General features: G+C 70.7%; 18 protein-coding genes and 2 tRNA genes. 12 read left to right on the top strand and 8 right to left on the bottom strand.

The annotated features are described in order from the left end of the window. Positions 1-7: 7 nt before the first annotated feature. A complete protein-coding gene (locus CQ393_RS18065) occupies positions 8-547 on the bottom strand; it encodes a lipocalin family protein (RefSeq protein ID WP_194269642.1) in 540 nt (179 codons plus the stop codon). Positions 548-894: 347 nt separating this feature from the next. Here CQ393_RS18065 and CQ393_RS10345 point away from each other — a divergent pair. Then, positions 895-970: transfer RNA gene (locus CQ393_RS10345), tRNA-Phe, on the top strand. Positions 971-1,117: 147 nt separating this feature from the next. Beyond that, positions 1,118-2,674 carry a sensor domain-containing diguanylate cyclase gene (locus tag CQ393_RS10340; RefSeq protein ID WP_153191476.1) on the top strand — a complete coding sequence of 519 codons (1,557 nt, stop codon included), beginning with the start codon at positions 1,118-1,120 and terminating at the stop codon, positions 2,672-2,674. 75 nt (positions 2,675-2,749) lie between these two features. Here the strand turns inward: CQ393_RS10340 and CQ393_RS10335 are convergent. Then, positions 2,750-2,825, bottom strand: a tRNA-Ala gene (locus CQ393_RS10335). A gap of 80 nt (positions 2,826-2,905) precedes the next feature. After that, a complete protein-coding gene (gene rnd, locus CQ393_RS10330) occupies positions 2,906-4,000 on the bottom strand; it encodes a ribonuclease D (protein WP_343199926.1) in 1,095 nt (364 codons plus the stop codon). A 121-nt stretch (positions 4,001-4,121) separates the two neighbouring features. Here rnd and CQ393_RS10325 point away from each other — a divergent pair, with 121 nt between their 5' ends. Both CQ393_RS10325 and CQ393_RS10320 read left to right on the top strand, forming a co-directional pair. Next, complete coding sequence (locus CQ393_RS10325; RefSeq protein ID WP_343199925.1) at positions 4,122-5,951, top strand: SUMF1/EgtB/PvdO family nonheme iron enzyme; 1,830 nt, start codon at positions 4,122-4,124, stop codon at positions 5,949-5,951. Between the two features lie 43 nt (positions 5,952-5,994). Continuing rightward, complete coding sequence (locus tag CQ393_RS10320; RefSeq protein WP_153191475.1) at positions 5,995-6,894, top strand: M48 family metallopeptidase; 900 nt, start codon at positions 5,995-5,997, stop codon at positions 6,892-6,894. 81 nt (positions 6,895-6,975) lie between these two features. Here CQ393_RS10320 and xseA read toward each other — a convergent pair whose 3' ends face one another. Further along, positions 6,976-8,325: an exodeoxyribonuclease VII large subunit gene (gene xseA, locus CQ393_RS10315; RefSeq protein ID WP_228114446.1), complete on the bottom strand. Its 1,350-nt coding sequence runs from the start codon at positions 8,323-8,325 to the stop codon at positions 6,976-6,978. 181 nt (positions 8,326-8,506) lie between these two features. Continuing rightward, positions 8,507-9,589: a tRNA epoxyqueuosine(34) reductase QueG gene (queG, locus tag CQ393_RS10310; protein WP_153191473.1), complete on the bottom strand. Its 1,083-nt coding sequence runs from the start codon at positions 9,587-9,589 to the stop codon at positions 8,507-8,509. Between the two features lie 23 nt (positions 9,590-9,612). On the opposite strand from queG, the gene CQ393_RS10305 reads away from it, so the two are divergent. The 7 genes from CQ393_RS10305 (at position 9,613) to CQ393_RS10275 (ending at position 17,792) form a co-directional block, all read left to right on the top strand. Beyond that, positions 9,613-11,085 carry an NAD(P)H-hydrate dehydratase gene (locus CQ393_RS10305; protein WP_153191472.1) on the top strand — a complete coding sequence of 491 codons (1,473 nt, stop codon included), beginning with the start codon at positions 9,613-9,615 and terminating at the stop codon, positions 11,083-11,085. 8 nt (positions 11,086-11,093) lie between these two features. Further along, positions 11,094-11,573: a tRNA (adenosine(37)-N6)-threonylcarbamoyltransferase complex ATPase subunit type 1 TsaE gene (gene tsaE, locus CQ393_RS10300; protein ID WP_153191471.1), complete on the top strand. Its 480-nt coding sequence runs from the start codon at positions 11,094-11,096 to the stop codon at positions 11,571-11,573. Between the two features lie 81 nt (positions 11,574-11,654). Continuing rightward, complete coding sequence (locus CQ393_RS10295) at positions 11,655-13,208, top strand: N-acetylmuramoyl-L-alanine amidase (RefSeq protein ID WP_153191470.1); 1,554 nt, start codon at positions 11,655-11,657, stop codon at positions 13,206-13,208. Between the two features lie 261 nt (positions 13,209-13,469). Further along, the gene (gene mutL, locus CQ393_RS10290; RefSeq protein ID WP_153191469.1) at positions 13,470-15,320 is read left to right on the top strand and encodes a DNA mismatch repair endonuclease MutL; all 1,851 of its coding nucleotides are present in this window, start codon (positions 13,470-13,472) and stop codon (positions 15,318-15,320) included. 47 nt (positions 15,321-15,367) lie between these two features. Further along, entirely contained in the window at positions 15,368-16,270 is a 903-nt protein-coding gene (locus tag CQ393_RS10285) for a DUF1684 domain-containing protein (protein ID WP_228114456.1), read from the top strand. A 5-nt stretch (positions 16,271-16,275) separates the two neighbouring features. Then, complete coding sequence (locus CQ393_RS10280) at positions 16,276-17,241, top strand: TraB/GumN family protein (RefSeq protein ID WP_228114454.1); 966 nt, start codon at positions 16,276-16,278, stop codon at positions 17,239-17,241. A gap of 8 nt (positions 17,242-17,249) precedes the next feature. Next, positions 17,250-17,792, top strand: coding sequence for a demethoxyubiquinone hydroxylase family protein (locus CQ393_RS10275; RefSeq protein ID WP_153191466.1), 543 nt, complete (start codon positions 17,250-17,252; stop codon positions 17,790-17,792). Between the two features lie 92 nt (positions 17,793-17,884). On the opposite strand, the gene phaR is transcribed toward CQ393_RS10275, so the two are convergent. The 3 genes from phaR to gluQRS form a co-directional block, all read right to left on the bottom strand. Next, a complete protein-coding gene (phaR, locus tag CQ393_RS10270; RefSeq protein ID WP_153191465.1) occupies positions 17,885-18,406 on the bottom strand; it encodes a polyhydroxyalkanoate synthesis repressor PhaR in 522 nt (173 codons plus the stop codon). A 191-nt stretch (positions 18,407-18,597) separates the two neighbouring features. Next, entirely contained in the window at positions 18,598-19,341 is a 744-nt protein-coding gene (locus CQ393_RS10265; protein ID WP_153191464.1) for a beta-ketoacyl-ACP reductase, read from the bottom strand. A 59-nt stretch (positions 19,342-19,400) separates the two neighbouring features. Continuing rightward, entirely contained in the window at positions 19,401-20,285 is an 885-nt protein-coding gene (gene gluQRS / locus CQ393_RS10260; RefSeq protein ID WP_153191463.1) for a tRNA glutamyl-Q(34) synthetase GluQRS, read from the bottom strand. A 93-nt stretch (positions 20,286-20,378) separates the two neighbouring features. On the opposite strand from gluQRS, the gene htpX reads away from it, so the two are divergent. Further along, positions 20,379-21,242 carry a protease HtpX gene (gene htpX / locus CQ393_RS10255; RefSeq protein WP_153191462.1) on the top strand — a complete coding sequence of 288 codons (864 nt, stop codon included), beginning with the start codon at positions 20,379-20,381 and terminating at the stop codon, positions 21,240-21,242. Positions 21,243-22,067 lie beyond the last annotated feature (825 nt).

Raw genomic sequence — 22,067 nt, 5'->3', positions numbered from 1 at the left:
CCGGGCGTCATTCGACCGGCGCCATCACCTTCAGCGGCGCCAGGTCGTAGCCCATGCCGGTGGCCTGTTGCTTGAGCCGTTCGAGCAGGGCGCCGTCCATCGACGGCGTGCGCGACAGGATCCACAGGTAGTCGCGTCCCGGCTCGCCGATCATCGCCCACTGGTAGTCCGGGTCCAGCGCGATCACCCAGTAGTCGGCCCACACCCAGGGCAGCCACGACAGCCAGTCCGGCGCGAAGCGGACCTGCAGCCGCCCCGGATGCCCGGCGACCGGACGTGCGGTGCCCTCGGCCTCGATCATGCCGCCGTCGGCGGTGCGGCAGCGGTTGAGCACGCCGATGCGGCCGTCGCCGCGCAGCCGGTAGCTGGCGGTGATGTCCGCCGTGCATTTCTTCTGGAACGACACCGGCAGGTGCGCGATCTCGTGCCACTGGCCGGCATAGCGGTCCAGGTCGAAGCGTTCGACCGATTCGACCGGCGCCGCCGCCAGCGCGGTGGCGGCGAGCAGCAGCGACAACGGCAACGACAGGAGCAGGCGTTGGTGCATGGTCTGGCCTCTAGGGATCGGACGCAGGCTATGCAAAGCGGCGCGCGACGAAGTAAAGGTTTTGTTGCCGCCAACCACGGCGGCAACCTGCGGGCCATCGACGGACGGTTCCTTCGTTGCTGCCGCCTTGGCCGAGTTCCTCCGGACAGGCATTGCCGGTCGGCCGAACCTCCTGCTGTTCCGCGCGCCCCAGGCATGGCTGCAGCCGCGTCGAGAAAGCGGCAGTCGCCTGTCTGGAAAGCGCCAACACGGAGACCACGAAAAAACTTTCGCATGACGCTTGCCGAAACCGGGAGACACCCGTATCATGCGCGTCCTCGCCGGCGGGAACGTCGCGAAAACAAAGTGGCCGGGTAGCTCAGTTGGTAGAGCAGGGGATTGAAAATCCCCGTGTCGGGGGTTCGATTCCCTCCCCGGCCACCACGAATCCGAAGGGCCTGCAGAAATGCAGGCCCTTTTCATTTGCACGGGCGCCTGCCGGTTGTGTGATGGCTTCGGTGCGTGGCGACGGGCCGTCGGGCTACAGTGGCCGCGGCGCCAGCCCGCGACCGGGGCGCGGGGAGGGCGACGATGGCGATAGACCTGCGCAAGCTGATACTGGCCTTGGCCCTGCTGGGGGCCTTCCTGCCGTTCGCCAACACGCTGTACGCCAGCTACCAGGTGCAGCGCCAGCAGCTGATGGACAGCACCCTGGGCAGCAACCTGGCGTATGCGACCAAGCTGGCCAAGAGCACCGACGATTTCATCCAGTCGGCGCAGCTGCAGCTGGAGTACACCGCGCAGCTCCTGTCCGGGCAGATGCACGACGCCGACAGGCTCGACACCGAAGCGGCGCGGCTGCGCCTGATGAGCAAGAACTTCAATTCCATCGTCATCTTCGACGACACCGGCAAGGTGCTGGCCACCTCGCCGGAGACCCTGCAGCTGCAGGGCAGGACCTTGGCCAGCGCCGCGGTCCGGGAATCGATCCGTTCGCGCGCGCCGCTCATCAGCAAGCCCTATCTTTCGGCCACCGGCAATTTCATCGTATTGATGGTCAGCCCGATCCGCGATCCGCAGGGCGGCTTCCTCGGGGCGATCGGCGGCGCCATCTACCTGCAGAAGGAAAACATCCTCGACCGGCTGCTGGGCCACCACTTCTACCGCGACGGCTCCTACCTGTTCGTGGTCGACGGCGACGGGCAGATCATCTACCACCCCGACAGCGGACGCGTCGGCAAGGTGGTACGCGGCAACCGCGCGATCGACGACGTGATCCGCGGTGGCAGCGGCACGGCCGCGGTCGTCAACAGCAAGGGCATCCCGATGCTGGCCGGCTACGCGCCGGTCACCGCGACCGGCTGGGGCGTCATCGCCCAGCGCCCGCGCGACGTCACCCTCGCGCCGCTGACCTCGCTGATGCGCACGGTGTTCCTCAAGACGCTGCCGCTGGCCGCGGCCACGGTGCTGCTGCTGTGGTGGTGCGCGCGCGTCATCGCCCGCCCGCTGCACATGCTCGCCGACGGCGCGCGCGCCATGGACCAGCCCGGAACCCCGCAGCGCCTGCGTTCGGTGCATTCGTGGTATTTCGAGTCGCGCGAACTGAAGAAGGCGATGCTGCTCGGCATCGGCCTGTTCCAGAAAAGCATCACCAAGCTGCGCGAGGACGTGAACACCGATCCGCTGACCGGGCTGGGCAACCGCCGCCACCTGCAGGCCAGGTTGCAGGACCTGCAGGAACAGGCGACCCCGTTCGCGGTCATCTCGCTGGACATCGACCATTTCAAGCGGGTCAACGACACCTGGGGACACGACGTCGGCGACCTGGTCCTCAAGCAGCTGGCCATGCACATGCAGGACGTCTCGCGCGCCGACGACGTGCCGTGCCGGGTCGGCGGCGAGGAATTCCTGCTGCTGCTGCCCGGCGCAACGGTGGCCAGCGCCGCGCAGGTGGCCGAACGGCTCCGCCGCCAGGTCGAGCAGGCCGGCATGCCGCCGGTCGGGCAGGTGACCGTGTCGCTGGGCGTGGCCGGCTGGCCGGAAAGCGGCGCGGACATCGCCGCCGTATTCAAGATTGCCGACGAAAGGCTCTATGCCGCCAAGCGCGGCGGCCGCAACCGGGTCGAGTTCCACGTTCCGGTGGCCTGAATCGCTTGGCCCTGGCGTCGAGCGGGGGGAAGTGGAGGCAAGAAAAAACCCCGGGGATACCCGGGGTTTTCTGTTTGGTGGAGCCAGGGAGGATCGAACTCCCGACCTCGTCATTGCGAACGACGCGCTCTCCCAGCTGAGCTATGGCCCCGTATTTCATGGTGATCGCAGTGCGCTGGATGAGGGTGGGACCCCGCCAGCCGTGTGACTGCTTCACATGGCCCGCGAATTCTAACGCGATGCCGGCGCCGGCGCCAAGAGGGGAAGCAGCAGCGGTTGCAACTGGTCGCGACGCCAGCCGCCGAGCGCGGCTGGCCAGTCGCCGCCTTCCAGCAGCGCTTCCAGGTGCCTGCGCGAGGCGAGCAGGCCATCGGGCAGCTCCAGTTCGGCGGTGCGGCGGGCCACCGCGTCCTGCAGGCGCTTGAGCGCGGCCTTGTTGCCGTCGGTGGCGGCCAGCGCCTGCGGTGCCTGGTCCTCGTCGGGCAGCGGCGTCTGCAGGGTCTGCCACACAGCCTGCGCCAGCTTGCGCGGCGCCTTGGGGAAGCGCTCGAACAGCCGCAGCAGGCTTTCGTAGTCGGCCGGCGGCGTGCGCGCCAGCACCGTGGCCAGTTCGTTGTCCAGGATCCAGCTGCGCGGCCTGTCGCTGTGCCGGGCCTGCTGGTCGCGCCAGCGCAGCAGCCGCAGCAGGCGGCGCTGCGCGTCGGGCTCCAGGAACTGCGCCGCGCGCATGGACAGGTGCGGCCATTGCTCGGCTTCGTCCCTTTCCACCGACGCCAGCAGGCGCTGCGCATCGTCCTGCAGCCACGCCTGGCGGCCGAGTTCGCGCAGGCGCGCGTCGATCGCATCGTGCAGCGCGAACAGGTACTCCACGTCGTCGGCGGCGTATTCGAGCTGCGCATCCGACAGCGGCCGGCGCATCCAGTCCGAGCGGGTCTCGCCCTTGGGCAGGGCGACGCCGGTGACCTGCGCCACCAGCTTCTGGTAACCCATGCCGCCGCCGATGCCGGCCAGCGCGGCGCCGATCTGGGTGTCGAACAGCGGGCGCGGCAGGGCGCCGCAGGCGCACTTGAAGGCGACCAGGTCCTCGCTGGCGCTGTGCATGACCTTGAGGATGGACGCGTCTTCCAGCCAGGGACGCAACGCGTCGGTCATGCCCGGCGCCAGCGGGTCGATCAGCAGGATGTCCTCGCCCACCGCCATCTGCACCAGCGCCAGCTGCGGCCAGTAGGTGCGTTCGCGGATGAACTCGGTGTCCAGCCCGATGCGGTCCGGGCGCTGGCGGTAGCGCTCTTCCAGTTCCGCCGGGTGTTTGATCCAGTGAGCCACGTCTATTCCATCAACTGCAGGGTTTGCCCAGGCAGGCGAGAATAGCCTAACGTCGCAGCGCACCCGAACGCGCAGCGCCTGTAACGGAGGAAGTTTGCGTACAACCGGCCCCTTGGCATGCGTGGTCCTGTCCGTCGCGCTGGCGTGCGCCGCCTGCCGGCAGGAAGCGCCGCCGGCGTCCGCGCCGCAGCCCGTCGTGGCCGAGGCGGTGCCGGCCGTCGCCGCGCAGGCGCCGCACGCGGCGGTGGCGCCTGAAACCGGCATCGTGGCGCTTCCTTCCTGGACGCCGCCGGCGGTCGAGCTGCAGGACGACGAGGTACGCGCCGCGCTGCGCCGCGCCGAAGCGGCGATGGCCGAAGGGCGGCTGTACCGGACGGCGGACGATGCCGTGCCCCTGTACCTGGCCGTGCTGTCGCTGCGGCCACAGGAGCGCGAAGCCAGGCGCGGGCTGGAAAAGGCGCGCGTGCGCCTGCTGGCGTCGGCGCGCGCGCTGCTGGAGCGGCCGGACGAACAGCGCAGGGCCTTGGCCGAGGCCGCTGAGCAGGTGGCCGTGCTCGTCCACCTGGCGCCGGAAGGGCGCGCGGAACGGGAACTGCAGCAGCGCGTGGAGGCGGCGCGGCGGCTGCTGGCGCTGAACCTTTCGGGCGAGGAGGCGCTGCGCGGCGGCGACCTGGACGGCGCGGCAGATGCCTTCGCGCGGGTGCTGGAACTGGATCCGGACAACAGCCGCGCCCGGCAGGGCCGCGCGGCGCTGGAAAGCGCGCTGATCCGGCAGGCGGAAAGCGCGGCCGGCCACGCCGATTTCCATGCGGCGCTGGACGGGGTGCGCCGGGCCGCACGCATTCGCGGGGACACACCCACGGTGGCCGATGCGCGGATACGCATCGAGGCCATGCGCGAGGCGCAGCTCGCCGCGCTGCGCGATGGCGGGCTGCGCGACCTGACCTCGCCCAAGGGACTCAAGGACGCGCGAGAGAAACTCGAGCAGGCGCTGCGCATCGCCGTGCCCGGCGACGCGGCGGTGGCGGTGCTGCGGCAGCGCATCGACCTGGTCGCGCACTACGGCAGCTTCCGCCCCGGCCAGGTGTTCACCGACGCCCTGCAGGACGGTGGGCGCGGGCCGCAGATGGTCGTCGTCCCGCACGGCGGTTTCCAGATGGGCGCCGGCAACGGCGAGCCCGGCGCCGGCGACGCCGAGCGCCCGCAGCATTACGTGCGCTTCGACCGCGGTTTCGCCATGTCGATCACCGAGGTCACCGTGGCCGAGTTCGGCCGCTTCGTGGCGGCCACCAATGCGCGTCCGCGCGCGACCCGGCGCGGGCACTCCATCGTCTACGACGAACGCAGCGGCAACTTCGTGCGCCGCAACGGCGCCGACTGGCGGGCCGGCTACAACGGCGCCAAGGCGCCGCCGGACAACCCGGTCATGCATGTGAGCGTGCGCGACGCCGAGGCGTACGCGGCCTGGCTGTCCGCGCAGACCGGCCGCTACTACCGGCTGCCCAGCGAGGCGGAGTTCGAGTACGCGCTGCGCGCCGGCACGGTCGGCCGCTACCCGTGGGGCAACGCGGGCGTGCCGCCGGAAGGCAGCGGCAACTTCACCGGCGGCAAGGATGTCTCGCCCAGCGGCCGGCACTGGAAGAACGCGTTCATCGGCTACGGCGACGGCTACTGGGGCGCCGCGCCGGTGGCCCGTTTCCGCGCCAACGCCTGGGGCCTGCACGACATGGCCGGCAACCTCAGCGAATGGGTGGCCGACTGCTGGCATGCCAGCTACCGCCGCGCGCCCGCCGACGGCGCGGCCTGGTACAACCCGGGCTGCCGGCAACGGGTGGTCCGCGGCGGCAACTGGGCCAACGCCCCCGAGCAGACCCGCGCCGCCTGGCGGCTGTCGCAGGACTCGGACGTGACCAGCGCGCGCATCGGCTTCCGGCTGGTGCGCGGTATCTGAGCCGGCACGCTACCATCGGTCCGTCCAACCGGCGGAGCCCACCATGCGACAAGATCCTCTCGGCAACCCACGCGGTACCCGGCGCCGCGGCGTGGGCGGCGGCCTGCGCTGGCTGATCCTGATCGGCTTCGCGATCTATGGCGGCTGCTATTACTTCGGCAACCGCACCGTTGACCCGTATACCGGCGAGAAGGTGCTGATCGACAAGACGCTCGATGCCGACGGCGAAAAGGCGCTGGGCCTGCAGGCCTACCAGCAGATCATGGCGCAGGAGCGCCCGGTCGATCCCAACACGCAGGTGGCGCGGCAGATCCGCGAGATCGCCCAGCGCCTGATCGCCAAGGTCGATGTGGTGGAGACCGCGCTGGCAACCGAACATGGCCAGCCGCCTAACCATTTCTCGCGCACCTTCGACTGGGAAGTGAACGTGCTGCAGTCCGACCAGGCCAATGCGTTCTGCCTGCCGGGCGGCAAGATGGCGGTCTATACCGGGCTGGTGCCGGTGGCGCGCAACGCCGATGCGATGGCGGTGGTGATGGGCCACGAGATCGCCCACGCGCTGCTGCGCCATGGCGCGCAGCGCATGGCCCAGCAGAAGCTGACCGAGATCGGGCAGATGGCCGGTGCCGCCGGCGGCATGGATGCGCAGCAGCAACAGATGCTGATGTCGGCCTTCGGCTACGGCTACCTGCTGCCGTACGCGCGCAGCCATGAAACCCAGGCCGACGAGGTGGGGCTGATGCTGGCCGCCGCGGCCTGCTTCAACCCGGAGGAGGCGGTGCCGCTGTGGGAGCGCATGGGCGCGGCCAGTGGCGGCCAGGCACCGCCGGAGTTCGCCTCGACCCATCCCAATCCCGGTACCCGCATCCAGAACCTGCAGGCGCTGATGCCCAAGGCCATGGAATACCGGCAGCGGTACTGCGAGACCGCAAAGGCGAACTGAGGGGTGTCGATGCGGCCGTAGGAGCGGCTTCAGCCGCGATGGGGCTTTCCCGGTAATGCCCCATCGCGGTTGAAGCCGCTCCTACGGTTGTTCCTGTGGTGTGGTTTCCGAGGCGAGGACCTGCACCTCCACCACGCCGTCGCCCACCCGCGCCTGCAGCGCGTCGCCGGGCCGGACCTGCGTGGTGGAGCGGACCAGCGCGCCGTCGTCGCTGCGGGTGAGGATCGCGTAGCCGCGCGCCACGGTGGCCAGCGGGCTTACCGCTTCCAGCGAACGGGCGATGCCGCGCAAGCGCAGGGCATCGCGCTGCAGCTGGCGCGCCATGGCCGCCTGCACGCGTGGCGCCAGCGTGCGCAGGCGCCCGCGCAGCAGTTCCAGCCGGCGTGCCGGCTGCACCGAGCGCAATACCGAATGGCCGTGGGCCAGCCGCGCGCGGCGCTGTTCCAGCTGCCGCTGCCAGCTGGAGCGCAGGCGCGCGAACGCCGCTTCCTGGCGCTGCCGCAGCAGCGCCAGCCGCGCCTGCGGCCCCTGCGCCTGCAGGCGCAGCGCGGCGCGGTCGGCGCGCTGCATCGCCTGGCCCAGCGCATGCGCCTGCAGCTGCGCCAGCCGCTGGTGCAGGCGGCGTACGCGCGCGTCGAGGTCGCGCCGGTCCGGCACCAGCAGCTCGGCCGCCACCGAGGGCGTGGGCGCGCGCAGGTCGGCGGCGAAATCGGACAGGCTAAAGTCGGTCTCGTGGCCGACCGCCGAGACGACCGGCGTGGCGCTGGCGGCGATGGCGCGCGCCAGCTGCTCGTCGTTGAACGCCCACAGGTCTTCCAGCGAACCGCCGCCGCGGGTGAGCAGGATGGCGTCGTAGCGGCCGCTGGCGTCGGCGCGGCGCAGCAGCGCGGTGATCTGCGCGGCCGCGGTGTCGCCCTGCACCAGGGTCGGCAGCAGTTCCACGTCCAGCAGCGGGAAGCGCCGCGCCAGCACGCTGAGCACGTCGCGCACCGCCGCGCCGCCGGGCGAGGTGATCACCGCCAGCCGGCGCACGTGGGCCGGCAGCGGGCGCTTGCGTTCCGGGTCGAACAGGCCCTCGGCCTGCAGCCGCGCCTTGAGTTCCTCGAAGGCGCGGCGCAGCGCGCCTTCGCCGGCTTCCTCCATGTGGTCCAGCACCAGCTGGTACTCGCCGCGCGCCTCGTACAGGGTCAGGCGGCCGCGCGCCAGCACGCGCACGCCTTCGCGCGGGACGAACTTCAGCCACTGGCTCTTGGGCCGGAACATCGCCGCGCGCACCTGCGCGCGCGCGTCCTTGAGGGTGAAGTACAGATGCCCCGACGACGGGCGGCTGACATTGCCCAGTTCGCCTTCCACCCACACCAGCGGGAACGCGCCTTCGATCAGGTCGCGGGCGAGCGTGTTGAGCTGGCTGGGGGTGAGGACGTGGTCCATGGAACGCGAAGGGAAAACGGGAGGGCTATTGTTCCCGCGTACGGGCGTTAATGCCATGGCCGCACATGAATCGCCGTAGGAGCGGCTTCAGCCGCGATAGGGCCTTGCACGTTGGATTTCCGGGGCGAAGGGACGGATATGCGGGCAATGCGGGAGAGCCACATCGCGGCTGAAGCCGCTCCTACGTGGGGTCGCGCTTCTGGTCGTGGCGCTGCAGCGCCCATGCCACGTGCTCGCGCACCAGTTCGGAGGGGTGGTCCAGACGGCTTTCCAGCGCCTGCCGCGCGCTGGGCGAGGGCGCCGCGTTGCCCAGCGCCACGGCGATGTTGCGCAGCCAGCGCTCGTGGCCGCTGCGGCGGATCGGGCTGCCCTCTGTGCGGCGCAGGAATTCGTCCTCCTCCCAGGCGAACAGCTGCGGCAGCGTGGCCGTGTCCAGGTCGTTGCGCGCGCGGAAATCCGGCTCGTCGGTGCGGCGCGCGAACTTGTTCCAGGGGCACACCAGCTGGCAGTCGTCGCAGCCGTAGATGCGGTTGCCCATCAGCGGGCGCATCTCCAGCGGGATGGCGCCCTCGTGCTCGATGGTCAGGTAGGAAATGCAGCGGCGCGCGTCGAGCCGGTGCGGAGCGATGATCGCCGCGGTCGGGCAGACGTCGATGCAGCGCGTGCAGGTGCCGCAGTGCGCGCTGGCCGGTGCGTCCACCGGCAACGGCAGGTCCACATAGATCTCGCCGAGGAAGAACCACGAACCGCCGTCCCTGTCGATCAGGCAGGTGTGCTTGCCGATCCAGCCCAGGCCCGCGTTGCGTGCCAGCGCGCGTTCGAGCACCGGCGCCGAATCGACGAACACGCGGTGCCCGAACGGACCGACTTCGGCGGCGACGCGCTCGGCCAGCTTCTGCAGGCGGTTGCGCATCAGCTTGTGGTAATCGCGGCCCAGCGCGTACCGCGCGACGTAGGCGCGTTCGGCATCGTTCAAGGTGGCCCATGCGCCGGCATCGTCCTTGTGGCCGTAGTCCAGCCCCACCGAGATCACCCGCACCGTACCCGGCAGCAGTTCCTGCGGCCGCGCGCGCATCGCGCCGTGGCGCGCCATCCATTCCATCGTCCCGTACAGGCCTTTGCCCAGCCAGTCGGCCAGGTGCGCCTCGTCCTTGTGCAGTTCGATGCCGCTGATGCCGCAGCGCTGGAAGCCGGCTTCGCGCGCGAGCTGGCGGATGCGCAGCGACAGCTGCGCCATGTCGGCGGTGGGAGCGGTTCCGGGCATGGCGCAAGTATAGAATCGCAGGCATGAACCAGCCTGCCGGACTGTTCGATACCGCCGCCGCGCGCCGCATCGACGCGCAGGCCACCGCCACGCTGGGCGGCGATGGTTACGTGCTGATGCAGCGTGCCGGGCACGCCGCGTGGCAGTGCGCCCTGCAGTACTGGCCGCAGGCGTGGCGCGTCGTCGTGGTCTGCGGGCCGGGCAACAACGGCGGCGACGGTTATGTGCTGGCGCGGCTGGCGCGCCAGTCGGGACGCCAGGTATGGGTGCTGCACCTGCCCGGGCACGCACCGCGCACGCCGCTGGCGCAGCGCGCCTGCACCGACTACCTGGCCATCGGCGGGCAGGTCGAGCTTTCGCGCGAGTGCCTGCGCGAAGCCGACCTGGTTGTCGATGCCCTGTTCGGCATCGGCCTGGAGCGCGCGCCGGATGCCGCGGCGGCAGACCTGATCGCGGCGGTAGACGCCGCCGGCGCGCCGGTGCTGGCGCTGGACGTGCCCAGCGGCGTGGACGCGGCGAGCGGCGCGGTGCCGGGCGCGGCGGTCCATGCCGCGCGCGTGCTGCAGTTCATCGTGCCGCACCGCGGGCTGCATACCGGCGCCGCGCTGGAACATGCCGGGCAGCGCCTGCTGGCCGGGCTCGACGTTCCCGCCGCGGCCTTCGACGGCGTCGGACCTGCCGCATCGCGCTGGAGCGATGCGCTGCTGCCGGCCCAGCTGCCGCCGCGGCGCATCGATACGCACAAGGGCGAGTCCGGGCACGTGCTGTGCGTGGGCGGCAACCATGGCAGCGGCGGCGCCGCGATGCTGTGCGCGGAAGCGGCGCTGCGCAGCGGCGCGGGGCTGGCCAGCGTGGCCACGCGTGCGGCGCACGTGTCGCCGCTGCTGGCGCGATGCCCCGAGGCGATGGTGCATGCGGTCGAGGATGCCTTCGACCTGGCGCCGCTGCTGGCGCGCGCCAGCGTCGTCGCATTGGGCCCGGGGCTGGGCCAGGACGACTGGGCGCGACGGCTGTGGGCGGCCGCGCTGGAATGCGGCAAGCCGCTGGTGGTCGATGCCGATGCGCTGAACCTGCTGGCCCAGCAGCCGCGTCCGCTGGCGCAGGCGGTGCTCACGCCGCATCCGGGCGAGGCGGCGCGCCTGCTCGATGTCGACACCGCAACAATCCAGCGCGACCGCTTCGCCGCGGCGCAGGCGATGGCCGAGCGTTTTTCCGCCGTGGTCGTGCTCAAGGGCGCGGGCACGGTGGTCGCCGCGCCCGGGCAGCTGCCTCGTGTCATCGCCGCGGGCAATCCGGGCATGGCGGTGGGCGGCATGGGCGACCTGCTGACCGGCGTGATCGCCGCGCTGCTGGCGCAGGGGCTGGCGCCGTTCGATGCGGCCGCCACCGGCGCGCTGCTGCACGGGCTGGCCGGCGACGCCGCCGCCGCCGCGGGCCAGCGCGGCCTGCTTCCGCGCGACCTGCTGCCGCACCTGCGTGCGCTGGCCAATCCATAATGGCGGCCATGATCGAACTGTTCCTTCCCGACGCCGCGGCCACCGACCAGTTGGGGCGGGCGCTGGCTGCGACCCGGCCGACGCCGGCCATGATCCACCTGCAGGGCGACCTGGGCGCCGGCAAGTCCACCCTGGCGCGGGCGCTGCTGCGCGCGCTGGGCGTGCAGGGCGCGATCCGCAGCCCCACCTACACCCTGGTCGAGCGCTATCCGTTGCCGGTTGGCGAGGCCTGGCACTTGGACCTGTACCGCATCGGCGATGCCGGCGAGCTGGATTTCCTGGGGCTGGACGAGGCTACGGCCGACCTGTGGCTGGTCGAATGGCCCGAGCGCGGCAGCGGCGCGTTGCCGCCGGTGGACCTGCAGGTGGCGCTGGACATGCAAGGGCAGGGCCGCCGTGCCCGCCTGCAGGCGGGCTCCCCGACGGGGCAGGAATGGCTGGCGCATCTGGCGCAATCGGGCCACTTGCAGGGGCTTCCTGCTGCCTGATGGAAGGAAAGCGTGGCAGGTTGCGGATTATTAAGGGAAAAGGTGTTGCAATTACGCAATTCCGGTGATTGAATCCGCCCCATGCCCACGGGAAGCCGCCTGACCGCCCTGTCTGCCCTCGTCGCCGGACTCTGTCTGGCCAGCGCCTCGGCGTGGGCGGGCGAAATCCGCAGCGTCGCCCTGCAGACCGGCGCCACCGGTACGCGCGCCGAGATCCAGCTGGCCGGTGGCGGCAGCTACAAGACCCTCTCGCTGGCCGGGCCGAACCGCCTGGTCGTGGATTTCCCCGATTCGACCGCCGTGCGCGGGCTCAAACTGCCCGCCGCCGCCGGTGTCGTCACCGCGGTGCGCACCGGCACGCCGTCCCCGGGCACCTTCCGCGTCGTGTTCGACCTGGCCGAATCGGTGGCGGCGTTCCGGCCGCAGCTGCAGGGGCAGGGCGCCGAATCGCGGCTGCTGATCGAGTGGCCCGGCGAGGCAAAGGTGGCGGGTACGTCGCCGGCCGCGCCTGCGGCGACCGCACCAGCCCCACAGCCCCAGGCCACCAGCGCCGAGGCGCGGCAGGAAGCGGCCCGTGCCACGGCGGCGTTGACCGCGGCCGTGGTCCAGCAGGCGACGGCCACGCCGCCGCCTTCCACTGTTTCCCCGGCGCCGGTCGCGGTGGTCGCGACCGGCAATGCGCCGTCGCCGGCCGCCATCCTCAATGGCCAGCCCGCGACCCCGGTGGTCCCGGCCAGCGTGCCCGCGAACTCGCCGGCCAGCGCCGTGGCGGCGACGCCGTCGCCGGTCGCGCAGGCACCGGCCGTCGAGCAGCCTGCGCCGCGTCCGGCCATGCCCAGCGATGCGTCGCGCATCCGCATGCAGCCGGGCATGCGCCCGCTGGTGGTGGCGATCGACGCCGGCCATGGCGGCCAGGATCCGGGCGCCATCGGCCCGACCGGCAAGCGCGAGAAGGACGTCACCCTGGCGGTGGCGCGTGAACTGGCGCGACAGGTCAACGCCACGCCCGGCCTGCGCGCCTACCTGACCCGCGACACCGACGTGTTCATCCCGCTGCCGATGCGCGCCCAGCGCGCGCGCGCGGCCAAGGCCGACATCTTCATCTCGATCCATGCCGACGCCGCCGAGAACCGCGCGGCCACCGGCTCGTCGGTGTACGTGCTGTCCACCAAGGGCGCGTCCTCGCAGCGCGCGCGCTGGCTGGCGGACAAGGAAAACGCGGCCGACCTGATCGGCGGCGTCAGCCTGGGCAAGACCGAAGGCACCCTGGCCAACGTGCTGCTGGACCTGGCCCAGAGCGGCAACATGAAAGCCTCCGAGGACGCGGCCAGCCACGTGCTGGGCGGGCTGAAGCGGATCGGCAACAACCACAAGCCGAACCTGGAACGCGCCAACTTCGCGGTGCTGCGCACCTCGGACATGCCGGCGATGCTGGTGGAAACGGCCTTCATCTCCAATCCGGACGAAGAGCGCCGCCTGACCGATCCGGGCTACCAGCGCCGCATTGCCGGTGCGGTGCTCGATGGCGTGCACACCTATTTCAGCCGGCAGCCGCCGCCGGGCACGCTGTTCGCCGCCCGCGCGCAGGCCGAGATGGAAGCGGCCGCGGGCACCGTGGCCGGCGGCAGCAAGTAAGTCTCGCAGTGCCCGGCTGCCGGCCGGCATCTCGCGTTACCCGTCTTTTTTTCCGATGCCGGCCAGTGGCCGGCATGGCTGGATGCGTCTGCGCAAAGCCCCCGACGTCAGGGCGCCGACGCCGCGGCGGCGCGGCGGACGTGGGGCGACGGCGCGTAGCGATGGCGCGTCCAGCGGCTATCATCTGCCGATGCCAGATTTCCGCCTGATTTCCCTGCGTTCCCCCGCCTGTTTCCCGCATTCCGCCACGGGCGGTGCGGCATGAGCGCCATCCGCCCGCTGCCGGAGATCCTGATCAACCAGATCGCCGCCGGCGAGGTGGTCGAACGCCCCGCGTCGGTGGTCAAGGAACTGGTCGAGAACGCGCTCGACGCCGGCGCCACCCGTGTCGACATCGACCTGGAAGAGGGCGGCGTGCGCCTGATCCGCATCCGCGACAACGGCGGCGGCATCGCCGCCGAGCAGCTGCCGCTGGCGGTGTCGCGCCATGCCACCAGCAAGATCGCCTCGCTCGACGACCTGGAATCGGTCGCCACGCTCGGCTTCCGCGGCGAGGCGCTGCCGTCGATCGCCTCGGTCAGCCGCTTCACCCTGGCCTCGCGCCAGCCGCAGGACGAGCACGGCGCCGCGCTGCAGATCGAGGGCGGCAAGATCGGCGACGTGGCGCCGCGCGCGCATGCGCCGGGCACCACCGTGGAAGTGCGCGAGCTGTTCTACAACGTGCCGGCGCGGCGCAAGTTCCTGCGCGCCGAGCGCACCGAGCTGGGCCACATCGAGGAGTGGCTGCGTTCGCTGGCCTTGGCGCGCCCGGACGTGGAGCTGCGCGTATCGCACAACGGCAAGCCGTCGCGCCGCTACAAGCCCGGCGACCTGTATTCGGACGCGCGCCTGGGCGAGACCCTGGGCGAGGATTTCGCGCGGCAGTCGCTGCGCGTGGACCACAGCGCGGCCGGGCTGCGCCTGCACGGCTGGATCGCGCAGCCGCAGTACTCGCGCGCCAGCGCCGACCAGCAGTACCTGTACGTCAACGGCCGCCCGGTGCGCGACCGCAGCGTGGCGCACGCGGTGAAGATGGCCTACGGCGACGTGCTCTACCACGGCCGCCAGCCGGCCTACGTGCTGTTCCTGGAGCTGGACCCGGCGCGCGTGGACGTCAACGTGCACCCGGCCAAGCACGAAGTGCGCTTCCGCGACGCGCGGCTGATACACGATTTCGTCTACCGCACGCTCAAGGACGCGTTGGCCGAGACCCGCGCCGGCATGGAGCCGACCGGCGGCATGCCGCCGGCGGCCGCCGGTGCGCTGCCGCCGCCGGCTGGCGGCCAGACAGGCAGTTACCTGCTGTCGCGGCCGGCGGGCAGCGCCGGCGCCGGCAACTGGCAGGCGCGGCAGTCGCCGCTCGGGCTGCAGGTGGCCGAAGCGCCCTCGGCCTATGCGGCGCTGTACGCGGCGCCCGCGGATACGGGCACGCCGCTGTCCGCGAGCAACAGCGGTCCCGGCCTGCCGCCCACCGCCGCCGACAGCGGCGTGCCGCCGCTGGGCTATGCCATCGCCCAGCTGCACGGCATCTACATCCTGGCCGAGAACGCCGACGGCCTGATCGTGGTGGACATGCATGCCGCGCACGAACGCATCGGCTACGAGCGACTGAAGACCGCGCACGACGGCATCGGCCTGCACGCGCAGCCGCTGCTGGTGCCGATCACCCTGGCGGTGGGCGAGCGCGATGCCGACACCGCCGAACGCGAGGCGGCGACCTTGTCCGAACTTGGCTTCGAGGTGACCCGTTCCGGCCCCGGCTCGCTGCATGTGCGCAGCATTCCCGCGCTGCTGGCCAACGCCGAGCCCGAAGGCCTGCTGCGCGACGTGCTCACCGACCTGCGCGAGCACGGCCAGAGCCGGCGCGTGGCCAGCGCCCGCGACGAACTGCTCTCGACCATGGCCTGCCACGGCGCGGTGCGCGCCAACCGGCGCCTGACGGTTCCGGAAATGAACGCCCTGCTGCGCGACATGGAAGCCACCGAGCGTTCCGGCCAATGCAACCATGGCCGCCCGACCTGGGCGCGCTTTTCGCTGGCGGAGATCGACCGCTGGTTCCTGCGGGGACGTTGACGATGACACGATGGGGACGCACGGCGCTGCTGCTGGCGGTGGGGGCGATGACCGGTTGCGGCGGCGGGGAGCGGCCGGCGGCGAACGCGGAGGCGCCGCGTTTCGACCCCACGTTCCTGATGAACAACGACATCTGGCGCGAGCAGCGCCAGGCCGAGCTGCTCGCGGCCGACGGCTGGACCAGCCTGGTCGGCCTGCACTGGCTTGAGCTGAAGGCGCACTACGTCGGCAGCGGCAGCACCAGCGGCATCCGCCTGGCGGTGGGGCCGCCGCGCCTGGGCCTGGTGACGCGCGACGGCGGCGGATACTGGTTCGCGCCCGAACCCGGCGTCGCGGTGCAGGTCGACGGACAACCGGTGAAGGGGCGCATCCGGTTCCATGCCGACGACACGCCCGCGCCCACGGTCATCGCGTTCGACGATGGCAGGGGCGCGCTGAGCCTGATCCATCGCGGGCCGCGCCATGCGCTGCGGGTGAAGCATGCCGACGCGCCGGCGCGTCTCCAGTTCGGCCATCTGGACTACTGGCCGGCGGATACCTCCTGGCGCATCACCGCGCGCTTCGTGCCGCATGATGTCGGCAAGACGATGCCGGTGGTGGACATCACCGGCCTGGCCACCGAGCAGGCCAACGCCGGCGCCATCGAGTTCGAACGCGATGGCCGCACCTGGCGGCTGGAAGCGCTGGGCGAACCGGGCCGGCCGCTGCTGGTGATCTTCGCCGACCGTACCAGCGGCCGCGGCAGCTATGCCGCCGGCCGCTACATCGACCTGGAGGTGCCGGATGGCAGGAGCCAGGTGGTGATCGACTTCAACCGCGCCTACAACCCGCCGTGCGCGTTCACGCCGTTCGCGACCTGCCCGTTGCCGCCGCCGGAAAACCGCCTGGACCTGCCGGTCGAGGTGGGCGAAAAAACCTATGCGAAACCGGACAAGGGAGAACCGGCATGAAATGGATGACGCGGGCCGCGGCCCTGCTGCTGGGATCGGCGATGCTGCTGGGCGTGCCGGCTCCAGTATTGGCGCGACAGGCCGAACCGGCCGCCAGGCCGGCCCACGTGCCGCCGGTGCCGCTGTTGTGGAAGGCCAGCGGGCCCAAGGGCGCCGAACTCTACCTGCTCGGCTCGTTCCACCTGCTCCGGGCCGACGACTATCCGCTGTCGACGGACGTGGACAAGGCCTTCGACGCCTCGGACAGGCTGCTGTTCGAACTGGCGCCGGAGGAAATGAACTCGCCCGCCCTGGCCACGCAGATGGCGCAGGCCGCGCTGCGCCGCGATGGCCGCCTGCTCAAGGACGAACTGGATGCGGACACCTGGCGGCGGCTGCAGGAATACGCGGCCGCCAACGGATTGCCGATCGAGCGCCTGGCCGGGCTCAAGCCGTGGTTCGTCGGGCTGACCATCAGCCTGGGGCAGATGGCGCGGCAAGGGCTCGACGCGCAGGCCGGGCTGGACCGGCACCTGATGACGCGCGCCGCCACCGCCGGCAAGCCGACGCAGGGGCTGGAGAGCGCGGCCGCGCAGATCGCCATGCTCGACGGCATGAACGCCGACGAGCAGCGGCAACTGCTGCGCGAGGCGCTGGACCAGGTGGACAAGGGCGACGAGCAGGGACGGCGCCTGCACGATGCCTGGCGCCGCGGCGACGAGGTGACGCTGTGGCGCGACATGGCCGCGCAGATGAAACGCGACTATCCGGCGCTGTACCGGCGCATCAACACCGAGCGCAACGATGCCTGGCTGGCGCCGCTGCAGCAGCGCCTGCAGGCCGGGCCGGGGGCGACGCTGGTGGTGGTCGGCGCACTGCACCTGCTCGGCAGCGACGGCGTGGTCGAGAAGCTGCGCGCGCGCGGCTACAGGGTCGAGCGGATCTGCTCGGCGTGCGCGCCGGCGGCGAAGGGGCGAGGCGGAAAGCCATAGGCCTGCCCATGCAACCGGTCGCGGAGTCTCCCGCTGCAAACGATCACGGCGATCGCATCCTCAAGGTCGATCACGCCGGCGAACATGGCGCGGTCAACCTGTACAGCGGCCAGATATTCATGGCGCGGTTCACTGCGCCCGGCATGGTGGACGAGCTGAAGGAATTCCGCGCGCATGAGCAACGGCATCGGGCCCTCTTCGGCGCGGAACTGGCCCGCCGGGGGCGAGCGCGTTGCCGGAGCTATCGGCTATGCGGCATCGGCGGCCGCGTTCTCGGGCTCGTCACCGGGCTGCTGGGCGCGGGCGCCATTTCAGCCACGACGGTCGCGGTCGAAAGCGTGGTTCTTCGGCACCTGGAAAGCCAGCTCTCGGCATTGCAGGGCAACGATCCCGCCGCCGTTGCCGCGATCTCCGCCATCGTCGCGGAGGAACGGCAGCACCACGATCGCTCGGCAAGCCATATCCAGGGCGAGACGTTCTGGTCCCGGCTGCTGTCGCCGGTGGTGTCCGGCTCCACCGAGGCCGTCATCTGGCTGGGCATGCGGCTGTGAGCCGCCGGTTTTCCCGGCGGGAAGTGCGCCGACCCTTGAAATGAAGAAGGCCGACGCATGCGTCGGCCTTCCTGCATTCCGGCCGCTGCCGCTCAGCGGCTGCCGCGGCGCTTGTCGCTCGGCGATGGTGACGGCGGCGGTTCCGGCGGCTTGGTGCCGCCCGGCTGCGGGCGGCCGAAGCCGGCGCCCATGCTGCGCTGGAATTCCTGCCACAGCTCCAGGTTGCGTTCGGTGAGCTGGTTCATCATCGCCCACGGCGTCTGCCCGAGCAGGTTGCCCATCTGCTGGCGGAACTGCTGCTGCTGGTCGAGGAACACCTGCATGCTGCGCTCCAGGTAGTTGCCCATGAAGCCCTGCAGCGAATCGCCGTAGAAACGGATCAACTGGCTCAACAGCTGCGTGGACAGCATCGGCTCGCCGTCCTGTTCCTTGTCGGCGATGATCTGCAGCAGCACCGAGCGGGTCAGATCCTCGCCGCTCTTGGCGTCGCGGACCTCGAAGTCCTCGCCGTCCAGGATCAGCTGGCGGACGTCCTCGATGGTGATGTAGCTGGAGATCTCGGTGTCGTAGAGCCGCCGGTTGGGATACTTCTTGATGATGCGGGTCGCAGCCATTAAGCAGTCACTCTTCCTTCACGGTAGGCGCGCAGCATGGCGCAGTGCAGCAGGCCTTGCAACCGCCATAAGTACAGGGTGCGGGCTGCGCCGGCCGCTTCCCTTGAGGCCATGCAGCATGAATGCATGGTGCGCAGCATGGTCCGGCCGCGGCCCCGTCCGGCATGGCGCGGGCGCGGCCGGAGCGGGCGTCACCAGCCCATGTGGTGGCCGCCGTTGATGTCCAGGTTGGAGCCGGTGATCCAGGCCGCTTCCTCGGCCACCAGGAAGGCCACCGCGTAGGCGATTTCCTCCGGCTTGCCGAGGCGGCCGGTGGGGATGTCGGCGATGATCTTGGCGCGCACTTCCTCCGGCACCGCCATCACCATGTCGGTGGCCACGTAGCCGGGCGAGATGGTGTTGACGGTGATGCCGAAGCCGGCGTTCTCGCGCGCCAGGGAGATGGTGAAACCGTGCATGCCGGCCTTGGCCGCGGCGTAGTTGGCCTGGCCGTACTGGCCCTTGAGGCCATTGATCGAGCTGATCTGGATCACCCGGCCCCAGCCGCGCCGGCGCATGCCCTCGATGACCGGGCGGGTGACGTTGAACACCGAGTTGAGGTTGGTGTTGATCACCTCGTGCCACTGCTCGGGGCTCATGCGGTGGAAGGTGGTGTCGCGGGTGATGCCGGCGTTGTTGACCAGGATCTCCACCGGTCCCATCCCGGCTTCCACCGCCTGCACCAGCTCGCGGCCGCCGTCGGGCGTGGACACGTCGCCCGGGAACAGGGCGATGTCGCAGCCCCTGGCGCGCATCTGCTGCTGCCAGAGCGCGGCCTTGTCGGCGTTGCGGAAATTGGTGGCGACACGATGGCCCTGGTCGGCCAGGCGCTGGCAGATTGCGGTACCGATACCGCCGGTGCCGCCGGTGACCAGTGCAATACGGGATGTCGTCATGGGATGCGCTCCAGGCGCAGGCGCTGGGGAACGTCCGATTCTATGTGAACTGGGCGCCGTCACGGCAATGGCCCGGTGGCGGCGATCGAACCGCGGCGCAGGCGGCCGGGCTGGAAGGCGGCTGCCGCGCGTTCCAGCAGCGCCGGCAGCGTGCCGATGCCCTCCAGTTCCGCCGCCTGCTGGCCGAGCGCGGTCCACAGCCAGCGCAGCGTCGGCAACGGATCGCCGGGATCGACCGGCCGCGCGGCCAGCGACTTGGACAGCTTGGCGCCGTGCGCGTCGAGCAGCAGTGGCAGGTGCAGGTAGCGCGGTGTCGGCAGGCCCAGCGCGCGCTGCAGCAGGATCTGGCGTGGCGTGGAGTCGATCAGGTCGGCACCGCGCACGACATCGGTGATGCCCTGGTCGGCGTCGTCGACCACCACCGCCAGCTGGTAGGCCCAGCAGCCATCGGCGCGCAGCAGCACGACATCGCCGACCTCGCGGTCCACCCACTGCTCGAAACGCCCCTGCAGGCCGTCGTCGAAGGCGACATGGCTGCCGTCGGCTACGCGCAGGCGGATCGCCGGATGCGGGCGTTCGCGGCCGGCGACGCAGTGGCGGTGGATGCCGTGCTGGCCGGCCAGGTCGGTGCGGCTGCAATGGCAGGCGAAGGCCTTGCCGTCGGCCAGCAGGCGCTCGATGGCCGCACGGTAGAGTGCATGGCGGCGGCTCTGGTACTGCACCGGCGCGTCCGGCTGCAGGCCGAACGCGGCCAGCGTCGCCAGCTGCGACGCGGCCGCGCCGGCCACCTCGCGCGGCGGGTCCACGTCCTCGATGCGCACCAGCCATTGCCCGCGGGCATGCCGCGCCAGCAGCCAGCTGCCGAAGGCGGCCAGCATCGACCCCAGGTGCAGGGGGCCGGTGGGCGAGGGGGCGAAGCGGCCGCGGTAGGGAGTGGGAGACATCGAAGCTGAATCGTCGGTCAGAATCGCGCTTGAATTCAACCTGTGCGCACCGCAGATTTAGCGCGTTCATCCACCTCTATCGGACCCTTCCGCATGTTCACCCGTATCGGCCTGTTCCTGTTGACCAACTTTGCCGTGCTGATCCTGGCGGGCATCGTGATGTCGCTGCTGGGTGTCAATCCTGCGCAGATGAGCGGCCTGCTGGTCATGGCCGCGATCTTCGGCTTCGGCGGCTCCATCATCTCGCTGCTGCTGTCCAAGTTCATGGCCAAGCGCGGCACCGGCGCGGTGGTGATCACCCAGCCGCGCAACCAGACCGAGCGCTGGCTGCTGGACACCGTGGCGCGCCAGGCCAAGGCCGCCGGCATCGGCATGCCGGAAGTGGCGGTGTACGACGGCCCGGAGATCAACGCCTTCGCCACCGGCGCCAACCGCAACAACGCGCTGGTGGCCGTGTCCACCGGCCTGCTGCACAACATGAGCGAGGACGAGGCCGAGGCGGTACTGGGCCACGAGATCTCGCACGTCGCCAACGGCGACATGATCACCATGGCGCTGCTGCAGGGCGTGCTGAACACCTTCGTGATCGTGCTGGCGCGCGTGGTCGGTGGCGTCATCGACAGCGCGCTGTCGGGCAACCGCGACAGCGGCCGCGGCTTCGCCTACTACATCATCGTATTCGTGCTGGAGATGGTGTTCGGCCTGTTCGCGACGATGATCGCGATGTGGTTCTCGCGTCGCCGCGAGTTCCGCGCCGACGCCGGCGGCGCCAACCTGGCCGGCCGCCAGAAGATGATCGCCGCGCTGGAGCGGCTGAAGCTCAACCACGGCCAGAGCACGCTGCCGACCCAGATTGCGGCGTTCGGCATCGCCGGGGCGACGGCGAAGAAGCTGTTTCTGAGCCATCCGCCGCTGGAGGAGCGCATCGCGGCGCTGCGCTCTTCGACGGTGGTGTGATCGGTTCGACAACCCGCAATATCAGGAAAACGCCCGGCCAAGTGCCGGGCGTTTTCATTGGGCGGGGCTTATCGCCGTTGCCGTTGCCACTGCTTGTGCTTTTGACTTCAGACCCCCTTCCGCAGCGACGGAGCCAGCGGGAAAAACCCGAAGGGCGACGTGCATGGATGCACGTCGTTTTTCTACGCGACAGGGATGTCGCGTAGAAAAATCCCGCTGGCGGAGTGGACCCGGCGCGCGTAGCGCGTCGGGCGCGGAGGCAGGGGCGTGTTTCTTTGGGCCACGTTTCTTTGCACGAGCAAAGAAAGGTGGCTCGCGCCCCGAAGGGGAGCGAAAGCCTTTGATCCTGTTTCTGCCCTTGCTCTGGCTTCCCTTGGACGTCTGTGCCAAAGCGATAGGCAAAAGGGCCAAGGCAGAGGCCCAAGGCAGAGGCCAAGCATGAAAGCGGAAGCTTGAAAGCAGAGCTTTCGCCCCTGCTTCGCAGGAGCGAGTTACTTCTCTTTGCTCGTGCAAAGAGAAGTAACCAAGAGAAACACGCCCCTGCCTACGCGCCCACGGCACTGCGTGCCGCGGGTCCACTCCGCCGGCGGGATTTTTCTACGCGACATCCCTGTCGCGTAGAAAAACGGCGTGCGTCCCTGCACGTCGCCCCTGCGGGGTCTTGTCCGCCGGCTCCGTCGCTGCGGAAGGGGACCCGGAAGTCAAAAGCAAAAGCACCAGCAACAGCCAAAACCAAAGCCAAAGCCAAAGCCCAAAGCCTTCAACCGGTGATATTGCATGGCTGCAGCGGCGCGAGCCGCCGGCTCACGGCTGTAGTGGCGGACG

This window comes from Stenotrophomonas sp. MYb238 (assembly GCF_009496535.1).
Classification (GTDB): domain Bacteria; phylum Pseudomonadota; class Gammaproteobacteria; order Xanthomonadales; family Xanthomonadaceae; genus Stenotrophomonas.
Note: the sequence above shows the minus strand (reverse complement) of the source record. Positions and strands in the feature narration are given on the sequence as shown.

Bases quoted from the DNA above. Each gene is read 5' to 3' on its own strand.
- CQ393_RS10320 (WP_153191475.1), top strand. From the start codon at position 5,995: ATGCGACAAGATCCTCTCGGCAACCCACGCGGTACCCGGCGCCGCGGC.
- mutL (WP_153191469.1), top strand. From the start codon at position 13,470: ATGAGCGCCATCCGCCCGCTGCCGGAGATCCTGATCAACCAGATCGCC.
- CQ393_RS10280 (WP_228114454.1), top strand. From the start codon at position 16,276: ATGACGCGGGCCGCGGCCCTGCTGCTGGGATCGGCGATGCTGCTGGGC.
- CQ393_RS10295 (WP_153191470.1), top strand. From the start codon at position 11,655: ATGCCCACGGGAAGCCGCCTGACCGCCCTGTCTGCCCTCGTCGCCGGA.
- htpX (WP_153191462.1), top strand. From the start codon at position 20,379: ATGTTCACCCGTATCGGCCTGTTCCTGTTGACCAACTTTGCCGTGCTG.
- CQ393_RS10305 (WP_153191472.1), top strand. From the start codon at position 9,613: ATGAACCAGCCTGCCGGACTGTTCGATACCGCCGCCGCGCGCCGCATC.
- gluQRS (WP_153191463.1), bottom strand. From the start codon at position 20,285: ATGTCTCCCACTCCCTACCGCGGCCGCTTCGCCCCCTCGCCCACCGGC.
- CQ393_RS10340 (WP_153191476.1), top strand. From the start codon at position 1,118: ATGGCGATAGACCTGCGCAAGCTGATACTGGCCTTGGCCCTGCTGGGG.
- CQ393_RS18065 (WP_194269642.1), bottom strand. From the start codon at position 547: ATGCACCAACGCCTGCTCCTGTCGTTGCCGTTGTCGCTGCTGCTCGCC.
- queG (WP_153191473.1), bottom strand. From the start codon at position 9,589: ATGCCCGGAACCGCTCCCACCGCCGACATGGCGCAGCTGTCGCTGCGC.
- CQ393_RS10265 (WP_153191464.1), bottom strand. From the start codon at position 19,341: ATGACGACATCCCGTATTGCACTGGTCACCGGCGGCACCGGCGGTATC.
- tsaE (WP_153191471.1), top strand. From the start codon at position 11,094: ATGATCGAACTGTTCCTTCCCGACGCCGCGGCCACCGACCAGTTGGGG.
- phaR (WP_153191465.1), bottom strand. From the start codon at position 18,406: ATGGCTGCGACCCGCATCATCAAGAAGTATCCCAACCGGCGGCTCTAC.
- CQ393_RS10285 (WP_228114456.1), top strand. From the start codon at position 15,368: ATGACCGGTTGCGGCGGCGGGGAGCGGCCGGCGGCGAACGCGGAGGCG.
- CQ393_RS10275 (WP_153191466.1), top strand. From the start codon at position 17,250: ATGCAACCGGTCGCGGAGTCTCCCGCTGCAAACGATCACGGCGATCGC.
- xseA (WP_228114446.1), bottom strand. From the start codon at position 8,325: ATGGACCACGTCCTCACCCCCAGCCAGCTCAACACGCTCGCCCGCGAC.